Source organism: Kitasatospora setae KM-6054, from assembly GCF_000269985.1.
Taxonomy (GTDB): domain Bacteria; phylum Actinomycetota; class Actinomycetes; order Streptomycetales; family Streptomycetaceae; genus Kitasatospora; species Kitasatospora setae.
Window position 1 is genome coordinate 7,477,592 of the sequence record NC_016109.1, and the last position, 14,892, is coordinate 7,492,483.

The 14,892-nt window shown below is 75.1% G+C and carries 13 protein-coding genes; 10 read left to right on the forward strand and 3 right to left on the reverse strand.

Annotated elements, in window-relative coordinates; all coding sequences use genetic code 11:
* The first annotated feature begins 28 nt into the window (after nucleotides 1-28).
* From KSE_RS32785 to KSE_RS32800, 4 genes are all read left to right on the forward strand, one after another.
* On the forward strand, nucleotides 29-1,069 hold the full coding sequence (locus KSE_RS32785; RefSeq protein WP_014139686.1) for a zinc-binding dehydrogenase: 1,041 nt from the start codon (nucleotides 29-31) through the stop codon (nucleotides 1,067-1,069).
* A 62-nt stretch (nucleotides 1,070-1,131) separates the two neighbouring features.
* Nucleotides 1,132-2,730, forward strand: a complete 1,599-nt coding sequence (gene mdlC, locus KSE_RS32790; protein WP_014139687.1) for a benzoylformate decarboxylase — start codon at nucleotides 1,132-1,134, stop codon at nucleotides 2,728-2,730.
* A gap of 210 nt (nucleotides 2,731-2,940) precedes the next feature.
* Complete coding sequence (locus tag KSE_RS46035; RefSeq protein WP_014139688.1) at nucleotides 2,941-4,212, forward strand: ALF repeat-containing protein; 1,272 nt, start codon at nucleotides 2,941-2,943, stop codon at nucleotides 4,210-4,212.
* Nucleotides 4,213-4,482: 270 nt separating this feature from the next.
* Nucleotides 4,483-5,754 carry an ALF repeat-containing protein gene (locus KSE_RS32800; RefSeq protein WP_148283197.1) on the forward strand — a complete coding sequence of 424 codons (1,272 nt, stop codon included), beginning with the start codon at nucleotides 4,483-4,485 and terminating at the stop codon, nucleotides 5,752-5,754.
* Between the two features lie 75 nt (nucleotides 5,755-5,829).
* On the opposite strand, the gene corA is transcribed toward KSE_RS32800, so the two are convergent.
* A complete protein-coding gene (gene corA, locus KSE_RS32805; protein WP_033258628.1) occupies nucleotides 5,830-6,819 on the reverse strand; it encodes a magnesium/cobalt transporter CorA in 990 nt (329 codons plus the stop codon).
* Between the two features lie 63 nt (nucleotides 6,820-6,882).
* On the opposite strand from corA, the gene KSE_RS32810 reads away from it, so the two are divergent.
* From KSE_RS32810 to mshC, 4 genes are all read left to right on the forward strand, one after another.
* Nucleotides 6,883-7,596: a histidine phosphatase family protein gene (locus tag KSE_RS32810; protein ID WP_014139691.1), complete on the forward strand. Its 714-nt coding sequence runs from the start codon at nucleotides 6,883-6,885 to the stop codon at nucleotides 7,594-7,596.
* Nucleotides 7,597-7,735: 139 nt separating this feature from the next.
* Nucleotides 7,736-8,299, forward strand: coding sequence for a DUF3090 domain-containing protein (locus KSE_RS32815; protein WP_014139692.1), 564 nt, complete (start codon nucleotides 7,736-7,738; stop codon nucleotides 8,297-8,299).
* Nucleotides 8,269-9,180, forward strand: coding sequence for an SCO1664 family protein (locus KSE_RS32820; RefSeq protein ID WP_014139693.1), 912 nt, complete (start codon nucleotides 8,269-8,271; stop codon nucleotides 9,178-9,180). The genes KSE_RS32815 and KSE_RS32820 overlap by 31 nt, the downstream gene beginning before the upstream one ends.
* A gap of 89 nt (nucleotides 9,181-9,269) precedes the next feature.
* On the forward strand, nucleotides 9,270-10,499 hold the full coding sequence (gene mshC / locus KSE_RS32825) for a cysteine--1-D-myo-inosityl 2-amino-2-deoxy-alpha-D-glucopyranoside ligase (protein ID WP_014139694.1): 1,230 nt from the start codon (nucleotides 9,270-9,272) through the stop codon (nucleotides 10,497-10,499).
* Between the two features lie 91 nt (nucleotides 10,500-10,590).
* Here mshC and KSE_RS32830 read toward each other — a convergent pair whose 3' ends face one another.
* Together KSE_RS32830 and KSE_RS43115 are read right to left on the reverse strand one after the other, a co-directional pair.
* Nucleotides 10,591-11,502, reverse strand: a complete 912-nt coding sequence (locus tag KSE_RS32830) for a PAC2 family protein (protein ID WP_014139695.1) — start codon at nucleotides 11,500-11,502, stop codon at nucleotides 10,591-10,593.
* Nucleotides 11,503-11,618: 116 nt separating this feature from the next.
* Nucleotides 11,619-12,494, reverse strand: coding sequence for a hypothetical protein (locus KSE_RS43115; RefSeq protein ID WP_014139696.1), 876 nt, complete (start codon nucleotides 12,492-12,494; stop codon nucleotides 11,619-11,621).
* A gap of 223 nt (nucleotides 12,495-12,717) precedes the next feature.
* Between KSE_RS43115 and adhP the strand changes: the two genes are divergently transcribed.
* Both adhP and KSE_RS32845 read left to right on the forward strand, forming a co-directional pair.
* The gene (gene adhP, locus KSE_RS32840) at nucleotides 12,718-13,731 is read left to right on the forward strand and encodes an alcohol dehydrogenase AdhP (protein WP_014139697.1); all 1,014 of its coding nucleotides are present in this window, start codon (nucleotides 12,718-12,720) and stop codon (nucleotides 13,729-13,731) included.
* 102 nt (nucleotides 13,732-13,833) lie between these two features.
* A complete protein-coding gene (locus tag KSE_RS32845; protein ID WP_014139698.1) occupies nucleotides 13,834-14,859 on the forward strand; it encodes a LacI family DNA-binding transcriptional regulator in 1,026 nt (341 codons plus the stop codon).
* Nucleotides 14,860-14,892: the final 33 nt, after the last annotated feature.

Below are 14,892 nucleotides of genomic sequence, written 5' to 3' on the forward strand. Positions count from 1 at the left end.
CACGGCGGACGGAAGCGGGGTGCCGGAGATGCGGGCAGTGGTGTACGAGCGGCCGGGGCGGGTGGCGTTGCGGACGGTGCCCGACGCCCGGATCGAACGGCCGGGCGACGCGGTGGTCCGGGTCGCCGCGGCCGGGGTCTGCGGGAGCGACCTGATCTTCGTCGGCCGCGGCCTCTACCAGGCGGGGCAGCGGTGCGGGCACGAGTTCCTCGGCGTGGTCGAGGAGACCGGCCGGGCGGTCACCGCGCTGCGGGTCGGCGACGCGGTGCTCGCGCCGTTCTGCTGGGCGGACGGCGACTGCCGGCACTGCCTGGCCGGCCTGCTCACCTCCTGCGCGGACGGCGGGGTGTGGGGTCTCGGCGAGGGGTCCGACGGGGGCCAGGGCGAGGCCGTCCGGGTGCCGCACGCCGACGCGACCCTGGTCCGGCTGCCGGCGGAGGCGCTCACCGACCGGCGGCTCGCCCCGGCCGTGCTCGCCCTCGCCGACGTGCTGCCCACCGGCCATCACGCGGTGGTCGCGGCCGGCGTCCGGCCCGGCTCGACCGTCGCCGTGGTCGGGGACGGCGCGGTCGGCCTGTGCGCCGTCCTCGCCGCCGCCCGGGCCGGTGCCGAGCGGATCATCGCCGTCGGCAGCCACCCCGGCCGGCTGCGGCTGGCCCTCCGCTTCGGCGCCACCGACACCCTCGCCGCCCGCGGCGCCGACGCCGACCGGCGGCTCGCCGAACTCACCGACGGCCACGGCGTGGACGCCGCCGTCGAGGCGGTCGGCACCACCCCCGCGCTGGAGACCGCGATCCGGGCCACCCGCCCGGGCGGCACCGTCGGCTTCGTCGGCCTCCCGCACCACGACACCGCGCCCGACCTCGGCCCCGCGTTCTTCCACAACGTGGCCCTGCGCGGCGGCATCGCCCCGGTCCGCCGCTACCTGCCCGAGCTGCTGCCCGAGGTGTGCGCCGGGAGCCTGGACGCCGGGGCGCTGTTCGACTTCACCGGCACCCTGGCCGACGTGCCCGCCGCGTACGACGCGATGTCCGGCCGCACCGTGCTCAAGGCCCTGATCCGCCCCTGAAGCCGTCCCCTGAAGCCGTCCGCTGAACCCGCCCGCTGAGAAGGCCCGCCTGGAGGTGCCCCATGCCCGCCGCCGCCCGCCCGCCGGGAACCGTCCGGGACGCCGTCGTCGACGTCCTGCGCCACCACCGCGCGCACGTCCTGTTCGGCAACCCCGGTACCACCGAACTCCCGTTCCTCGCCGACCTGCCGCCCGACCTGCGCTACGTCGCCGGGCTGAACGAGTCCTCCGTCACCGCCATCGCCGACGGCTACGCCCAGGCCACCGGGCGCCCCGTCCTGGTCAACCTGCACACCGCGCCCGGCCTCGGCAACGCGATGGGCTCGCTGGTCAACGCGTACGCGGCGGGCAGCCCGCTGGTCGTGCTGACCGGGCAGCAGCGGCGCGACCTGATCGGCGCCGACGCCATCCTGACCAACCGGAACCCGGTGCTGCTGCCGCTCGGCGCGGTCAAGCACGCCGAGGAGCCGGCCGGCGCGCAGGACGTCCCGGCGGCGCTCGCCCGCGCCTTCCACCTGGCCGGGCTGCCGCCCACCGGGCCCGTCGCGGTGTCGGTGCCGATGGACGACTGGGACCGGCCGCTGCGGCCCGCCCCCGCCACCACCGCGATCACCACCCGGGTCACCGGCGGCGCCACCGCCCCCGCCGACGTGCTGGAGGAACTGGCCGACCGGCTCGCCGCCGCCCGCTCCCCGGCCCTGGTGGTCGGGCCCGGCACCGACGACCGGCGCGGCTACTGGGCGGTCGCCGAACTCGCCGACCGGCTCGCCGCCCCGGTCTGGGTCACCCCCTGGGCCCACCGCCTCGGCTTCCCCACCGACCACCCCGGCTTCGTCGGCCAGCTCCCGCTCGACTCCGGCCCGGCCGCCGCCGCGCTGGAACCGCACGACCTGGTGCTGGTGCTCGGCGGCCCGGTGTTCCGCTACATGTTCGCCGAGCAGTGGCCCGCGCTCGCCCCCGGCACCGAACTCGTCGCGCTGACCGACGACCCCGGGCAGGCGGCCCGCAACCTGGCCGGCGAGACCGTGCTCTGCGACGTGCCCGGCACCGTCCGCGCCCTCTGCCGGGCGCTGGCCGACCGCGGCTCCGAACGCCCGCCCGGCCCGCCGCCCGCCCGGCCGCCCGCCGAGGCCACCCCCGGCTACGCGCAGGCCGCGCTCGCGCTGCACCAGGTGATGCCGCCCGAGGCGGTGCTCGTCGTCGAACCCCCGCAGTCCTACGAGTACCTGCTGCGCGCGCTGCCCCGCACCCGCCCCGGCTCGCTCTACTTCGCCGCCGCCTGCGGACTCGGCTTCGCCCTCGGGGCCGCCGTCGGCATCCAACTCGCCGAACCCGAACGGCCGGTGGTCGCCCTGGTCGGCGACGGCGCGGTCCAGTACAACCTGCAGGCGCTGTGGACGGCCGTCCTCGAACGCCTCCCGATCACCGTCCTGGTGGTCAACAACGGCGGCTACGGCATCCTCAAGGACTTCGCCGACCGCGGCCGGCTGTCCGCCGTCCCCGCCCTCGACCTCCCGCACATCGACCTGACCGCCCTGGCCCGCGGCTACCAGGTCCCCGCCCTCCGCGTCCCCGCCGACCCCGCCCGGATCGCCGCCGCCCTGCGCACCCCCCTCCCGCCCGGCCCGCGGCTGATCGAGGTCGTCGTCCCCGCCCGCTGAAACAGTTCGAACCCGTGACAACCCTTCGTCGGGGCCGCCGCGTCAGGGAAGCGGCGGGGTGATCGGGACGGCCTTTCACGAGTAAAGAGTCATAAAAGAAACTGTTATGACGAAGTGAAAGGTTCCGATACGATCTCCCCGCCCGCCGCCGCCGTGATCACCACGGCCGCGGCGGCTGATCCTGCGCACGCCACGTCCCCTGGGGGAGTTTTGAGCATCCGTCGGTCGATAGCCGCCGCCGTCTTCGTCGCGGCCGTCTCCGCACCCACCGTCTTCGGCACCGCACAGGCGATGGCCGAGACCAACCCGACCGGCCAGTCCGTCCCGGACGCCGTCCTCCCCGACACCGAGCCGGCCCCGGCCCCGGCCCCGGAGTCCCCGGTCGCGGAGTCCCCGGCCCCGAGCCCGACCGCCGAGTCCCCGAGCCCGGCCGCGGAGTCCCCGGCCCCGAGCCCGACCGCCGAGTCCCCGAGCCCGGCCGCGGAGTCCCCGGCCCCGAGCCCGGCCGCGCCCGCTCCGGCGGAGGCCGCCCCGGCCGCCCCCGCCGCGCCGGCCCAGCCCGCCGCTCCGGCCGCGCCCGCCCAGCCGTCCGCGTCCGACGAGGCCGCGCTGCTGGCCCGGCTGGAGGCGCTGATCGCCGAGCCGGGGCACTCCCGGTACTTCTACGAGCACGCCGAGGAGGCCAGGGGCCGCGACGCCGAGGGCATCCGGCACTTCCTCGACGTCGAGGCGCCCAGGATCTTCCTGGAGGACCGGCGGGTCGAGGTGGCCCAGGCCATCTACCGCGCCGGGCAGGGCAGCGACATCGCGAAGGCGGGCAGCAAGGCGCTCGACGACGGCAGCCCGGAGGCGATCGAGCACTTCCTGAACGTCACCCTCCCGGCGTTGATCGTCTCCGACCAGCGGGTCCAGATCTCGCGGCTGATCGACGAGCCGGGCATCGGCGCCAAGCTGCGCGAGGCCGCCCTGAAGGCGCTGGAGGACGGTCGGCCCGCGGTGGTCACCGCCTTCATGGCGAACCTGCCGCAGCTCCGCTTCGCCGACGACCTGCTGCGCGCGTCGAAGGCGATGTCGGACGGCGGCCCGGAGGTCCGCAAGGCGGCGGGCGCCGCGCTCGACGCGGGCACCCCCCAGGCGCTGCGCGCCTTCATCACCACCGGTCTCGCCGAGGCCCGGGCCAAGGACAAGGCGGCCCAGGAGCAGCAGAACCAGGAGCAGCAGAACCAGAACCAGGGTCAGGGTCAGGGCCAGCAGGGCGGCACCACCGTCACCCCGGCCTCCGACACCCGGGTGGCCACCGGCAGCACCGGCACCACGGCCACGACCACCACCACCGCCACGACCGGCGCCGGCAGCACCGCCGCGCAGCTCGCGTCCACCGGCACGGACGCCCCGGTCGGCTCGCTCGCGTTCGGCGGCGCCGCCGCGATCGCGCTCGGCGCCGGCGCCCTGGTGGTCACCCGCCGCCGCCGGGAATCCTGACCCACCGTCAGTTCCGTTGACGGCGGAACGAGTCGATCCGGCCGCCCTCGCGCACCCGCGAGGGCGGCCGGATCGCGTTGCGCGCCAACGGAACTGACGCCGGGGCATCGGCGTCACCGCGTCGACCAGCGCTTCTCGGATCGGCGGGCTGGCGGGAAATCATCTCCCTGTGCGACCCGGGAAGGTTCCGATACGATCGCCCGGTTCGACCCCGTCCGGGCCCGTCCCGTCCGGGTCGTTTTCGTACGATTTGCTTTCCATGGGGGAATCTTGAGCATTCGTCGTTCGATAGCCGCCGCCGTCTTCGTGGCCGCGGTCGCCGCGCCCACCGTGCTCGGTGCGGGCACCGCGATGGCCGAGACCGGCGCCGACCCGGTCGGCCAGTCCCAGCCGGACGCCGCACCCGCCGAGGCCGCGCCCGCGCCCGCGCCCGCCGAGGCCGCACCCGCCGAGGCCGCGCCCGCCGAGGCCGCACCCGCGCCTGCCGCGCCCGCGCCCGCCGCCGAACCCGCCGCGCGCGCCGCCGACTCGCCCTCGTCCGCCGCGTCCGGCTCCGGCTCGTCCTCGCCCGACCCGTCCCCCTCCCCGGACCCGACGCCGACCCCGGACCCGACGCCCAGCGGCGGCACCGAGACCCCGGACCCGGAGTTGGAGGCGCTGCGCGCCCGGCTGACGGCGGCGCTGGAGGAGCAGGGCCACACCCCCGAGTACTACGCGGCGGGCGAGGCGGTGAAGGACGGCACCAAGGAGCAGATCAAGAACGTCCTGGACGTCGAGCTGCCGCGGATCGTCGCGGCCGAGGCGGCGCAGAAGGAGCTCGACCAGGCCCGGGCCAAGGTCCGGAAGATCATCGACGAGAGCGGTCTGCCCGCGGTCCGCACGGCCGGCCAGAAGGCGCTCGACGGTGACCTGGCGGCGCTGAACCACTTCATCGACGTCGAGTACCCGGCGATCCTGGAGGACACCGAGCGGGCGGCGATCCAGCAGCTGCTGGCCACCCCCGGCATCGGCCCGAACGTGAAGAGCGCCGCGACGGCGGCGCTGGCCGGCGGCCTGGCCGAGATGAGGGACTTCCGGGCGAAGTTCCGCGACTACCTGCTGGCCGACCTGCAGGCGCAGATCGAGCAGGCCATCGCGCAGGGCGGGCCGGAGGTCCGGAAGGCCGCGCAGATCGCCAAGGACTCCGGCGACCCGGACACCATGTACGCGTTCCTGACCTCCGGCCTCCAGGCGGCCCGGGCCCGGGACGAGGCGGCCGGCCAGGGCAAGGACGACGGCCTGGGCGACCCGAGCATCCCGCAGCTGCCGTCCACCGGCTCGACCGGGGCGGGCAGCCTGACCGACGTCTCGCTGGACACCACGGGCAGCACGGGCACCACCACGACCACCACGGCCGACGGCAACACCACCGCGGACGCCACCGACCTGGCGGCCACCGGCACCGACGCCCCGATCGGCTCCCTGCTGGTCGGCGGCGCCACCGCGATCGCGCTCGGCGCGGGCACCCTGGTGCTCACCCGCCGCCGTCGCCAGGAGTCCTGACGCGCTGACGCCCTGACGCCGCGGCCCGCCTGGAGCCCCGACCGGGGCTCCAGGCGGGCCGCGCCGCGCCTGGCCCTACAGCCACCCCGCGCGCTTGAACAGCCGGTGCAGGCCCACGCAGACGCCCGCCATCACCAGCAGCACGGCGGGGTAGCCCCACGCCTGCCGAAGCTCCGGCATGTGCTCGAAGTTCATCCCGTAGATACCGGCGATCATGGTCGGCACGGCGGCCAGCGCGGCCCAGGCGGAGATCTTCCGCATGTCGTCGTTCTGCTGGACGCTGACCTGCGCCAGGTTGGCGGAGAGGATGTCGGACAGCAGCCGGTCCAGGCTCTCCACCACCTCGTTGACCTTCGCCAGGTGGTCCGCCACGTCCCGGAAGTACGGGCGCAGCGCGCCGGCCACGAACGGCACCCGCACCTCGTCGCCGGCCCGGGTCAGCCGCAGCGCGGGCTCCATCAGCGGGAAGGTCGCCTTGCGGAAGCCCACCACCTGCCGCTTGAAGCCGTAGATCCGCTCGGCCGCGCCGCGCGAGCGCCCGGGGGAGAAGATCTCCGCCTCCAGCTCGTCCAGGTCGGTCTGCAGTTCGGTGGCCACGTCCAGGTACTGGTCGACGACCAGGTCGCAGACCGCGTACAGCACCGCGGCGGGCCCGTGCGCGAGCAGTTCGGGCTGGGCCTCCAGCTCGGCCCGCAGGTCCTTGAGCGGGCTCTCCGGGCCGTGCCGGACGGTCATCACGTACGAGTCGCCCAGGAAGATCATCAGCTCGCCGATGGAGACGGTCTCGTGGTCCTGGTGGTACGCGGCGGTCTTCAGGACGGTGAACACCGAGTCCTGGTAGATGTCGACCTTCGGGCGCTGGTGCGCGGTGACCGCGTCCTCCACGGCCAGCGGGTGCAGGCCGAACTCGTCGGAGACGTGGTCGAACTCCTCCGTGGTGGGGTCCGCCAGGCCGATCCACAGGAAGCCGTTCCCGGCCGCGCGGACCTCCGCCAGGGCGTCCGAGAAGTCCTCGGGGCCCGGCACGCGCTTCCCGTCCCGGTAGATGCCGCAATCCACGATCATGCCCGCCATTGTGGCCCCAACCGGCGCCCCGCGGGGAGGTCCGGACCACGTACCCTTTCCGGTATGCCCACCCTGCTGCTCGTCCGCCACGGCCGGTCCACCGCCAACTCCGCCGGCATCCTGGCCGGCTGGACCCCCGGAATCGACCTGGACGACACCGGACGGGCCCAGGCCGCCGGCCTGCCCGAGCGGCTGGCCGGCCTGCCGATCGCCCGCCTGGTCAGCAGCCCGCTGGAGCGCTGCCGGCAGACCCTGGAGCCGCTGGCCGCCGCCCGCCCCGAGCTCGCCGCGCCCGAGCTGGACGAGCGGCTGGGGGAGTGCCACTACGGCGACTGGACCGGCCGCCCGCTGAGCGAGCTCGCCGAGGAGCCGCTCTGGCGCACCGTCCAGGACCACGCCTCGGCCGCCGCCTTCCCCGGTGGCGAGTCGCTGCGCGCGCTCAGCCACCGCACCGTCGACGCGGTCCGCGAGTGGAACGACAAGATCGCCGTCGACCACGGGCCGGACGCGCTCTGGGTCGCCGCCACCCACGGCGACGTGATCAAGGCGATCGTCGCCGACGCGCTCGGCCTGCACCTCGACCACTTCCAGCGGATCTCGGTCGAGCCCTGCTCGGTCACCGCGATCCGCTACACCCCGCACCGCCCCTACCTGCTCCGGCTGGGCGACACCGGCGCGCTCTCCGCGCTCGCCCCGCGCCCGCACGGGCACTCGGCGGGCGACGACGCGGTGGTCGGCGGCGACACGGGCGCCGACGCCGGCACCGGCACCGCCTGAGCCCCGCCGACGCCACCGCCAACGGCACCGCCAACTCTCCGAGTACGCACGGGAACCGAGCGTCCCGTGTGCCGCTCCGGGCCCGTTTGGCCGTAGGGTGAGATCGAGAAGACCGCAACCCCCCTCCGGAGCGAGCAGCGTGTCCCGTCAGGTCCACTTCTTCGACCAGCCCGAGCGCTTCGTGGCCGGCACCGTCGGCCAGCCCGGCGCCCGCGCGTTCTACCTGCAGGCCTCCTCGCGCGGCCGGATCACCAGCGTCCTGCTGGAGAAGACCCAGGTCGCCGCGCTCGCCGAGCGCATCGAGGAGGTCCTCGACGAGGCGCTGCGGCGCAGCGGCGGCGAGGCCCCGATCCCGGCGGTCGCCCCCGCCGAACTGCTCGACACCGCCCCGCTCGACCTGCCGCTGGAGCAGGAGTTCCGGGTCGGCACGATGGCGCTCGCCTGGGACGCCCGGGACGAGTGCCTGGTGGTCGAGGCGCAGGCGTACGTCGAGGAGGCCGAGGACGGCGAGGAGGTCGAGGTCTTCGACGACGACAACGGCCCCGACCTGCTGCGGGTCCGGCTCAGCGGCGCGATGGCCCGGGTGTTCGCCAAGCGCGCCCTGGACCTGGTCGCGTCCGGCCGCAAGCCCTGCCCGTTCTGCAACCTCCCGCTCGACCCGGAGGGCCACCTGTGCCCGCGCGCGAACGGCTACCGGCGCTGAACTCCGACCGGGCGGAAGAACGGGAGCGGGAGCAGCCGGTCGACGCCCCCGGCACCGACCCCGCCACCAGCGCCGCGCTCGCCGCCGACCCGGCCACCGCGCTGACCCTGCTGCGCGAGGGCGCGCTGGCCGTGCACGGCCGGGTCACCGACGCCTCCAACGCCGTCCTCTACTGCACGGCCACCCTGGACGGCCTGACCGCGCCCTGCGTCTACAAGCCGGTCTCGGGGGAGCGCCCGCTGTGGGACTTCCCGGACGGCACGCTGGCCGGCCGGGAGACCGCCGCGCACGAGGTCGCCGCCGCCACCGGCTGGCACCTCGTCCCGCCGACCCTGCTGCGCGAGGGCCCGGCCGGCCCCGGCATGGTCCAGCTCTGGATCGAGCCCGACCCGGCCGCGCCCGACCTGCTCGACCTCCAGCCGCTGGACGGCGGCCCCCGGCCGGGCTGGCTGCCGATCCTGAAGGCCGAACTGGACGGCGGCCGGCTCGCCTGGCTGGTGCACCGCGACGACGAGCGGCTGCGCCGCCTCGCCGTGCTGGACGCCGTCCTCAACAACGCCGACCGCAAGGGCGGCCACTGGCTGCCCGCCGCCGACGGCCGGGTCTACGGCATCGACCACGGCGTCACCTTCCACACCGACCCGAAGCTGCGCACCCTGCTCTGGGGCTGGGCCGGACAGCCGCTCACCGCCGAGGCGCTCGACGTCCTGGCCCGGCTCGCCGCCGACCTGGACGGCGGCCCGCTCGCCGACCGGCTGCGCCCGCACCTGACCGCCGCCGAACTGGCCGCGCTGCGGGCCCGGACGGCCGGGCTGCTGGCCGCCGGACGGCATCCCGTGCCGTCACCGGAGTGGCCTTCTATTCCCTGGCCGCCGGTCTGATACCGATCCGAAACCGAGGACGAATCGATTCAGGTCGATTGCGTCCAGAGGTTGGTCTTTCAAATGATCGCGAGGTTAGAGTCGGTCCCATGCATGCCTGGCCCGCCTCCGAGGTTCCCGCCCTGCCCGGTCAGGGGCTTCCCCTGCGCATTTACGACACCGCCACGAGCAGTGTCCGAGAGGTCGTGCCCACCGGGCCGACCGCCCGGCTCTACGTCTGCGGCATCACCCCCTACGACGCGACCCACCTGGGCCACGCAGCCACCTACACCACCTTCGACCTCGTCCAGCGGGTCTGGAAGGACGCCGGCCACGACGTCCTGTACGTCCAGAACGTGACCGACGTCGACGACCCGCTGCTGGAGCGGGCCGTCGCCACCGGCCAGGACTGGACGGTGCTCGCCGAGCGCGAGACCGCCCTGTTCCGCGAGGACATGACCGCGCTGCGGATGCTCCCGCCCGCGCACTACATCGGCGCCGTCGAGTCGATCCCGTGGATCGTCCCGCTGGTGCAGCGCCTGCTCGCCTCCGGCGCCGCCTACGAGGTCGACGGCGACGTCTACTTCTCCGTCGAGTCCGACCCCCGCTTCGGCGAGGTCTCCGGCCTCACCCGCGAGCAGATGCTCCCGGTCTTCGCCGAGCGCGGCGGCGACCCCGAGCGCCCCGGCAAGAAGAACCCGCTGGACGCGCTGCTCTGGCTCGCCGCCCGGCCCGGCGAACCCGCCTGGGAGACCGAGCTCGGCCACGGCCGCCCCGGCTGGCACATCGAGTGCGTCGCCATCGCCCTCCAGTTCCTGGGCATGGACTTCGACATCCAGGGCGGCGGCAGCGACCTGTCCTTCCCGCACCACGAGATGGGCGCCGCGCACGCCCAGGTCGCCCTCGGCGAGCACCCCTACGCCCGCGCGTACGTGCACGCCGGCATGGTCGGCCTGGACGGGCACAAGATGTCCAAGTCCCGCGGCAACCTGGTCTTCGTCTCGGCGCTGCGCCGTGACGGCGTCGACCCCGCCGCGATCCGGCTCGCCCTGCTCGCCCACCACTACCGCAGCGACTGGGAGTGGACCCCCGCCGACCTCGACACCGCGCTGACCCGCCTCGCCGCCTGGCGGGACGCGGTCTCCCGCCCGGACGGCCCCTCCGCCCAGGCCCTGCTGGCGGAGGTCCGCGCGGCCCTCGCCGACGACCTCGACGCCCCGGCCGCCCTGGCCGCCGTCGACCGCTGGGCGGCCGCCGCCCGGGCGGACGGCGGCGAGGACACCGGCGCCCCCGGCCTGGTCTCCCGGACGGTCGACGCCCTGCTCGGCGTCGCCCTCTGAACCGGCGGCGGCGGGCCTGAGAAACGGGACCGGCCCGGGGAGCGTCGTTCGCTCCCCGGGCCGGTCCCGTCGCGCGCGCCGGACCGCGCGGCTACTCCTCGTCGTCGTCCTTCGGCCGCTCGGTGGCGTGCCCGGTGATCGGCTTCTCGCCCTTCGGCCCCTGGTTGTCGCGCCGCCGCAGGTACCGCTCGAACTCCCGGGCGATCGCGTCGCCGGAGGCCTCCGGCAGCTCCGCGGTGTCCTGCGCCTCCTCCAACTGCTGGACGTACTCCGCGACTTCGGAGTCCTCCGCGGCGAGCTGGTCGACCCCGACCTGCCAGGCCCGGGCGTCGTCGGCGAGCTCGCCCGGCGGGATGCGCAGGTCCAGCAGGTCCTCGACCTTGTTGATCAGGGCGAGGGTGGCCTTCGGGTTGGGCGGCTGCGAGACGTAGTGCGGGACGGCGGCCCAGAAGGTCACCGCGGGCACCCCGGCGTGCGCGCAGGCCTCCTGGAGGACGCCCACGATGCCGGTGGGGCCCTCGTACCGGCTCTCCTCCAGGTCGAGCGAGCGGGCCACCGTCGGGTCCGAGGTGACGCCCGAGACCGGGACGGGCCGGGTGTGCGGGGTGTCGCCCAGCAGGGCGCCCAGGATGACGACCAGCTCCACGCCCAACTCGTGCGCGAAGCCCAGCAGTTCGTTGCAGTAGGAGCGCCAGCGCATGCTGGGCTCGATGCCCCGGACGAGCACCAGGTCGCGCGGCTTGGGGTCGGTCACCCGGACCACCGACAGCCGGGTGGTCGGCCAGGTGATCCGGCGGACCCCGCCGTCGAGCCAGATGGTGGGCCGATTGACCTGGAAGTCGTAGTAGTCCTCGGCGTCGAGCGCGGCGAACACCTTGCCGCCCCAGGTCTCGTCGAGGTGCCCGAGCGCGGCGGAGGCCGCGTCGCCGGCGTCGTTCCAGCCTTCGAAGGCGCAGATCATCACCGGGTCGATCAACTCGGGAAGGTCTTCCAGCTCGATCACCCGGCATCTCCCTCCGTCAGTGACGGGGGCTCTGCCGCCCCCGTGGTCCCTTACTGCCCAGCCTACGGGCATTGAATGCCCCCGCGGGCCGGGTGAGGTGCCCAAGCGTAGTGGTGTCAGTCGACGGGTTCGGCGCAGGCGACGACCACGTTCGCGGCGAGCGCGCCGGGCACGGCCGGCAGCTCGAAGGTCACGGTGGCCGCGTCCGGGCAGTCCGGCTTCTTCTCCTTGGTGCCGATCAGGGCCTTCGAGACGTACACCTTGTCGACCTGGTACTGCGGCGGGTGCTCGCCCCCGCCGTCGCAGCGCGTCTCCTGGGTGCCGCCGCGGTCGTCGGCGTACACGCAGTCGCCGACCACGATGCCGGTGCCGCCGCCCCCGCCCGGGTCGCCGGGGTGCGGGTCGCGCAGGTTGCGCAGGCAGGCCCAGGCGGAGCGGATCTTGCCGAGCTGGGGGACGACGGCGTTCTGCGTCAGGTCCAGGGCGACGTCGGTGCCCTCCGGGCAGTCCGCGCCCTGCGGGAGGACGGCGGCGATGCCGGACTGGGTGCCGCCGCGCCTGACCACCTTCGCCTCGGCCCGCGGCGAGTCGCACGGGACGGCCTCGTAGTGCGTCGCGCCCCCGGCGGTGCCCGCCAGCGCCCGGGCGCAGGAGCCTTCGGCGAAGTAGGCGTCGGTGAGCTCCCCGGCCTGCGGGTCGGCGCCGGAGCCCGGGGCGGGGCTCGCGGTCGGCGCGCGGTACGCCGCGCTCGGGGACGCGGTCGCGGGCGCGGCGCTGATGCCGGCGCCGGCGGGCGCGGTGGAGGACGCGGGCGCGGTGGAGGACGGGGGCGGCGCCGCGGCCGGCCGGCCGGCGGAGGAGCAGCCGGCCAGCAGCAGCCCGGCGGCGAGCAGCGCGAGCGCGCCGCCCGCGCGGCGGTGGCGGGTGCGGTGGCGGGCGCGGGCGCGGATGCGGGTGCGCGCCGCGCGGGGGCGGCCGAGGGTGCGCGTCATAGGTCTTCCGGCCCTTTCCGTGAGGGGGTCCGTGGGCAGGCTAACCGCCCAACCCGCCCTGGCGTGACGGGTTTTCGTCAAACCGGCCGCCCGGCCGGAGCACGCGGGAGCGGCGCTCCGGTGGCGCGCCCGTTCGCGATTCGCACGCGGAACCAGCAGGCTGGTGCGGGGAGCATCTGCCCCTTTTGTCGGAATTGCTCGGCATCGCGAGGAGAGTAAGGACATGAAGGCAGCCGTCGTCCGGGACTTCACCAAGCCGCTGGAGATCGAGGAGCGCGAGGTGCCGTCCCCGGAGCCGCACCAGGTGCTGGTGCGGATCGAGTGCTCCGGCCTGTGCCACACCGACATCCACGCCGCGCACGGCGACTGGCCGGTCAAGCCGTCCCCGCCGTTCGTGCCCGGCCACGAGGGCGTGGGCATCGTGGAGGCGGCCGGCGACCAGGTCCGGCACGTCAAGGTCGGCGAGCGGGTGGCGATCCCGTGGCTGGCCGACGCCTGCGGCCGGTGCGACTTCTGCGTGACCGGCTGGGAGACGCTCTGCCTCAGCCAGCACAACTCCGGCTACTCGGTGGACGGCGCGTACGCCCAGTACGCGCTGGCGCACGGCGACTACGTCGTCCCGGTGCCGGACGGCGTCGACCCGATGGACGCCGCCCCGCTGTCCTGCGCGGGCGTCACCACCTACAAGGCGGTCAAGCTCGCCGGCGCCCGGCCGGGCACCCGGGTGCTGATCTCCGGCATCGGCGGCCTCGGCCACCTGGCGCTGCAGTACGCCCGGATCTTCGGCGCCGAGACGGTCGCCGTCGACATCACCGACGAGAAGCTCAAGCTGGCCGAGGAACTCGGCGCCGACCACGTCATCGACGCCCGCACCCAGGACGTCGCGCACGAGGTGCAGAAGCTCGGCGGCGCGGACGCGGCGGTCTCGCTGGCCGTCTCCAACGCGTCGTTCCGGGCCGCCTACGACTCGCTGCGCCGCGGCGGCACGCTCGTCCTGGTCGCCCTGCCCGCCGAGGGCGAGCTGACCCTGCCGGTGTTCGACACGGTGCTGAACGGGACGAAGGTGATCGGCTCGATCGTCGGCACCCGGCAGGACCTGGCCGAGGTGTTCCGGCTGCACCAGCTGGGCCGGACGAAGGTGATCCGGGAGACCCGCAAGCTGGAGGACGTCAACACCTGCTTCGACGAGGTGCTGGGCGGCAAGGTCTCGGCCCGACTGGTGTTCGACATGCGCTGACGCCGCAAGCACCTGCGCAGCGCGGAGGACGGACCCGACCGGGTCCGTCCTCTTCTGCAAATTCACGCAAGCGGCTTGCGTTTTCTGTCGTACACTCGCCCCATGACACGACGACTCGCCGAGGTGGCGAAGAAGGTCGGAGTCAGCGAGGCGACGGTCAGCCGGGTGCTGAACGAGAAGCCCGGTGTCTCCGAAGCGACCAGGGCGGCCGTGCTCACCGCCCTCGACGTGCTCGGCTACGAGCGCCCCACCCAGCTGCGCGGCGAGCGGGCCCGGCTGATCGGGCTGGTGCTGCCGGAGCTGGGCAACCCGATCTTCCCGGCGTTCGCCGAGGCGGTGGGCGGCGCGCTGGCCGGGCAGGGGTTCACGCCGGTGCTGTGCACCCAGACCGCGGGCGGCGTCTCCGAGGCGGACTACGTCGACCTGCTGCTGGAGCAGCACGTCTCCGGCGTGGTCTTCTTCGGCGGCCTGTACGCGCAGGGCGACGCCCCGCACGACCACTACCAGCGGCTGGCCGAGCGCAGCCTGCCGACCGTGCTGCTGAACGCGGCCATCGACGACCTGGACTTCCCCCGGGTGTCCTGCGACGACGCGGTGGCGGTCGAGCAGGCCTTCGGCCACCTGCGCCAGCTCGGGCACACCAGGATCGGCCTGGTGCTCGGCCCGCTCGACCACATGCCCTCGCAGCGCAAGCTGGCCGCCGCCCGCGCGGTGGTCGCCAAGCTGGGCCTCGACCTGCCGGACGAGCACGTCGAGCGGGCGCTGTTCAGTCTGGAGGGCGGCCAGGCGGCCACCACCCGGCTGCTGCGCCAGGGCGTCACCGGCGTGGTCTGCGCGAGCGACCCGCTGGCGCTGGGCGCGGTCCGCGCGGTGCGCCGGGCCGGGCTCGCGGTGCCGGACGACGTCTCGGTGGTCGGCTACGACGACTCCTCGTTCATGATGTGCACCGACCCGCCGCTGACCACCGTCCGGCAGCCGATCGAGGCGATGGGCCGCGCGGTGGTGGACCTGCTGGTCGGCGAGATCGCCGGGGTCCGGGTCACCCACGACGAGCTGCTGTTCGAGCCCGAGCTGGTGGTGCGCGGGTCGACCGCGCCGGCCCGCGAGCGGAGCCGGCCGGGGGAGTAGGCAGGTGTAGGCGGGCCCCCGCGGGGGCCCGGT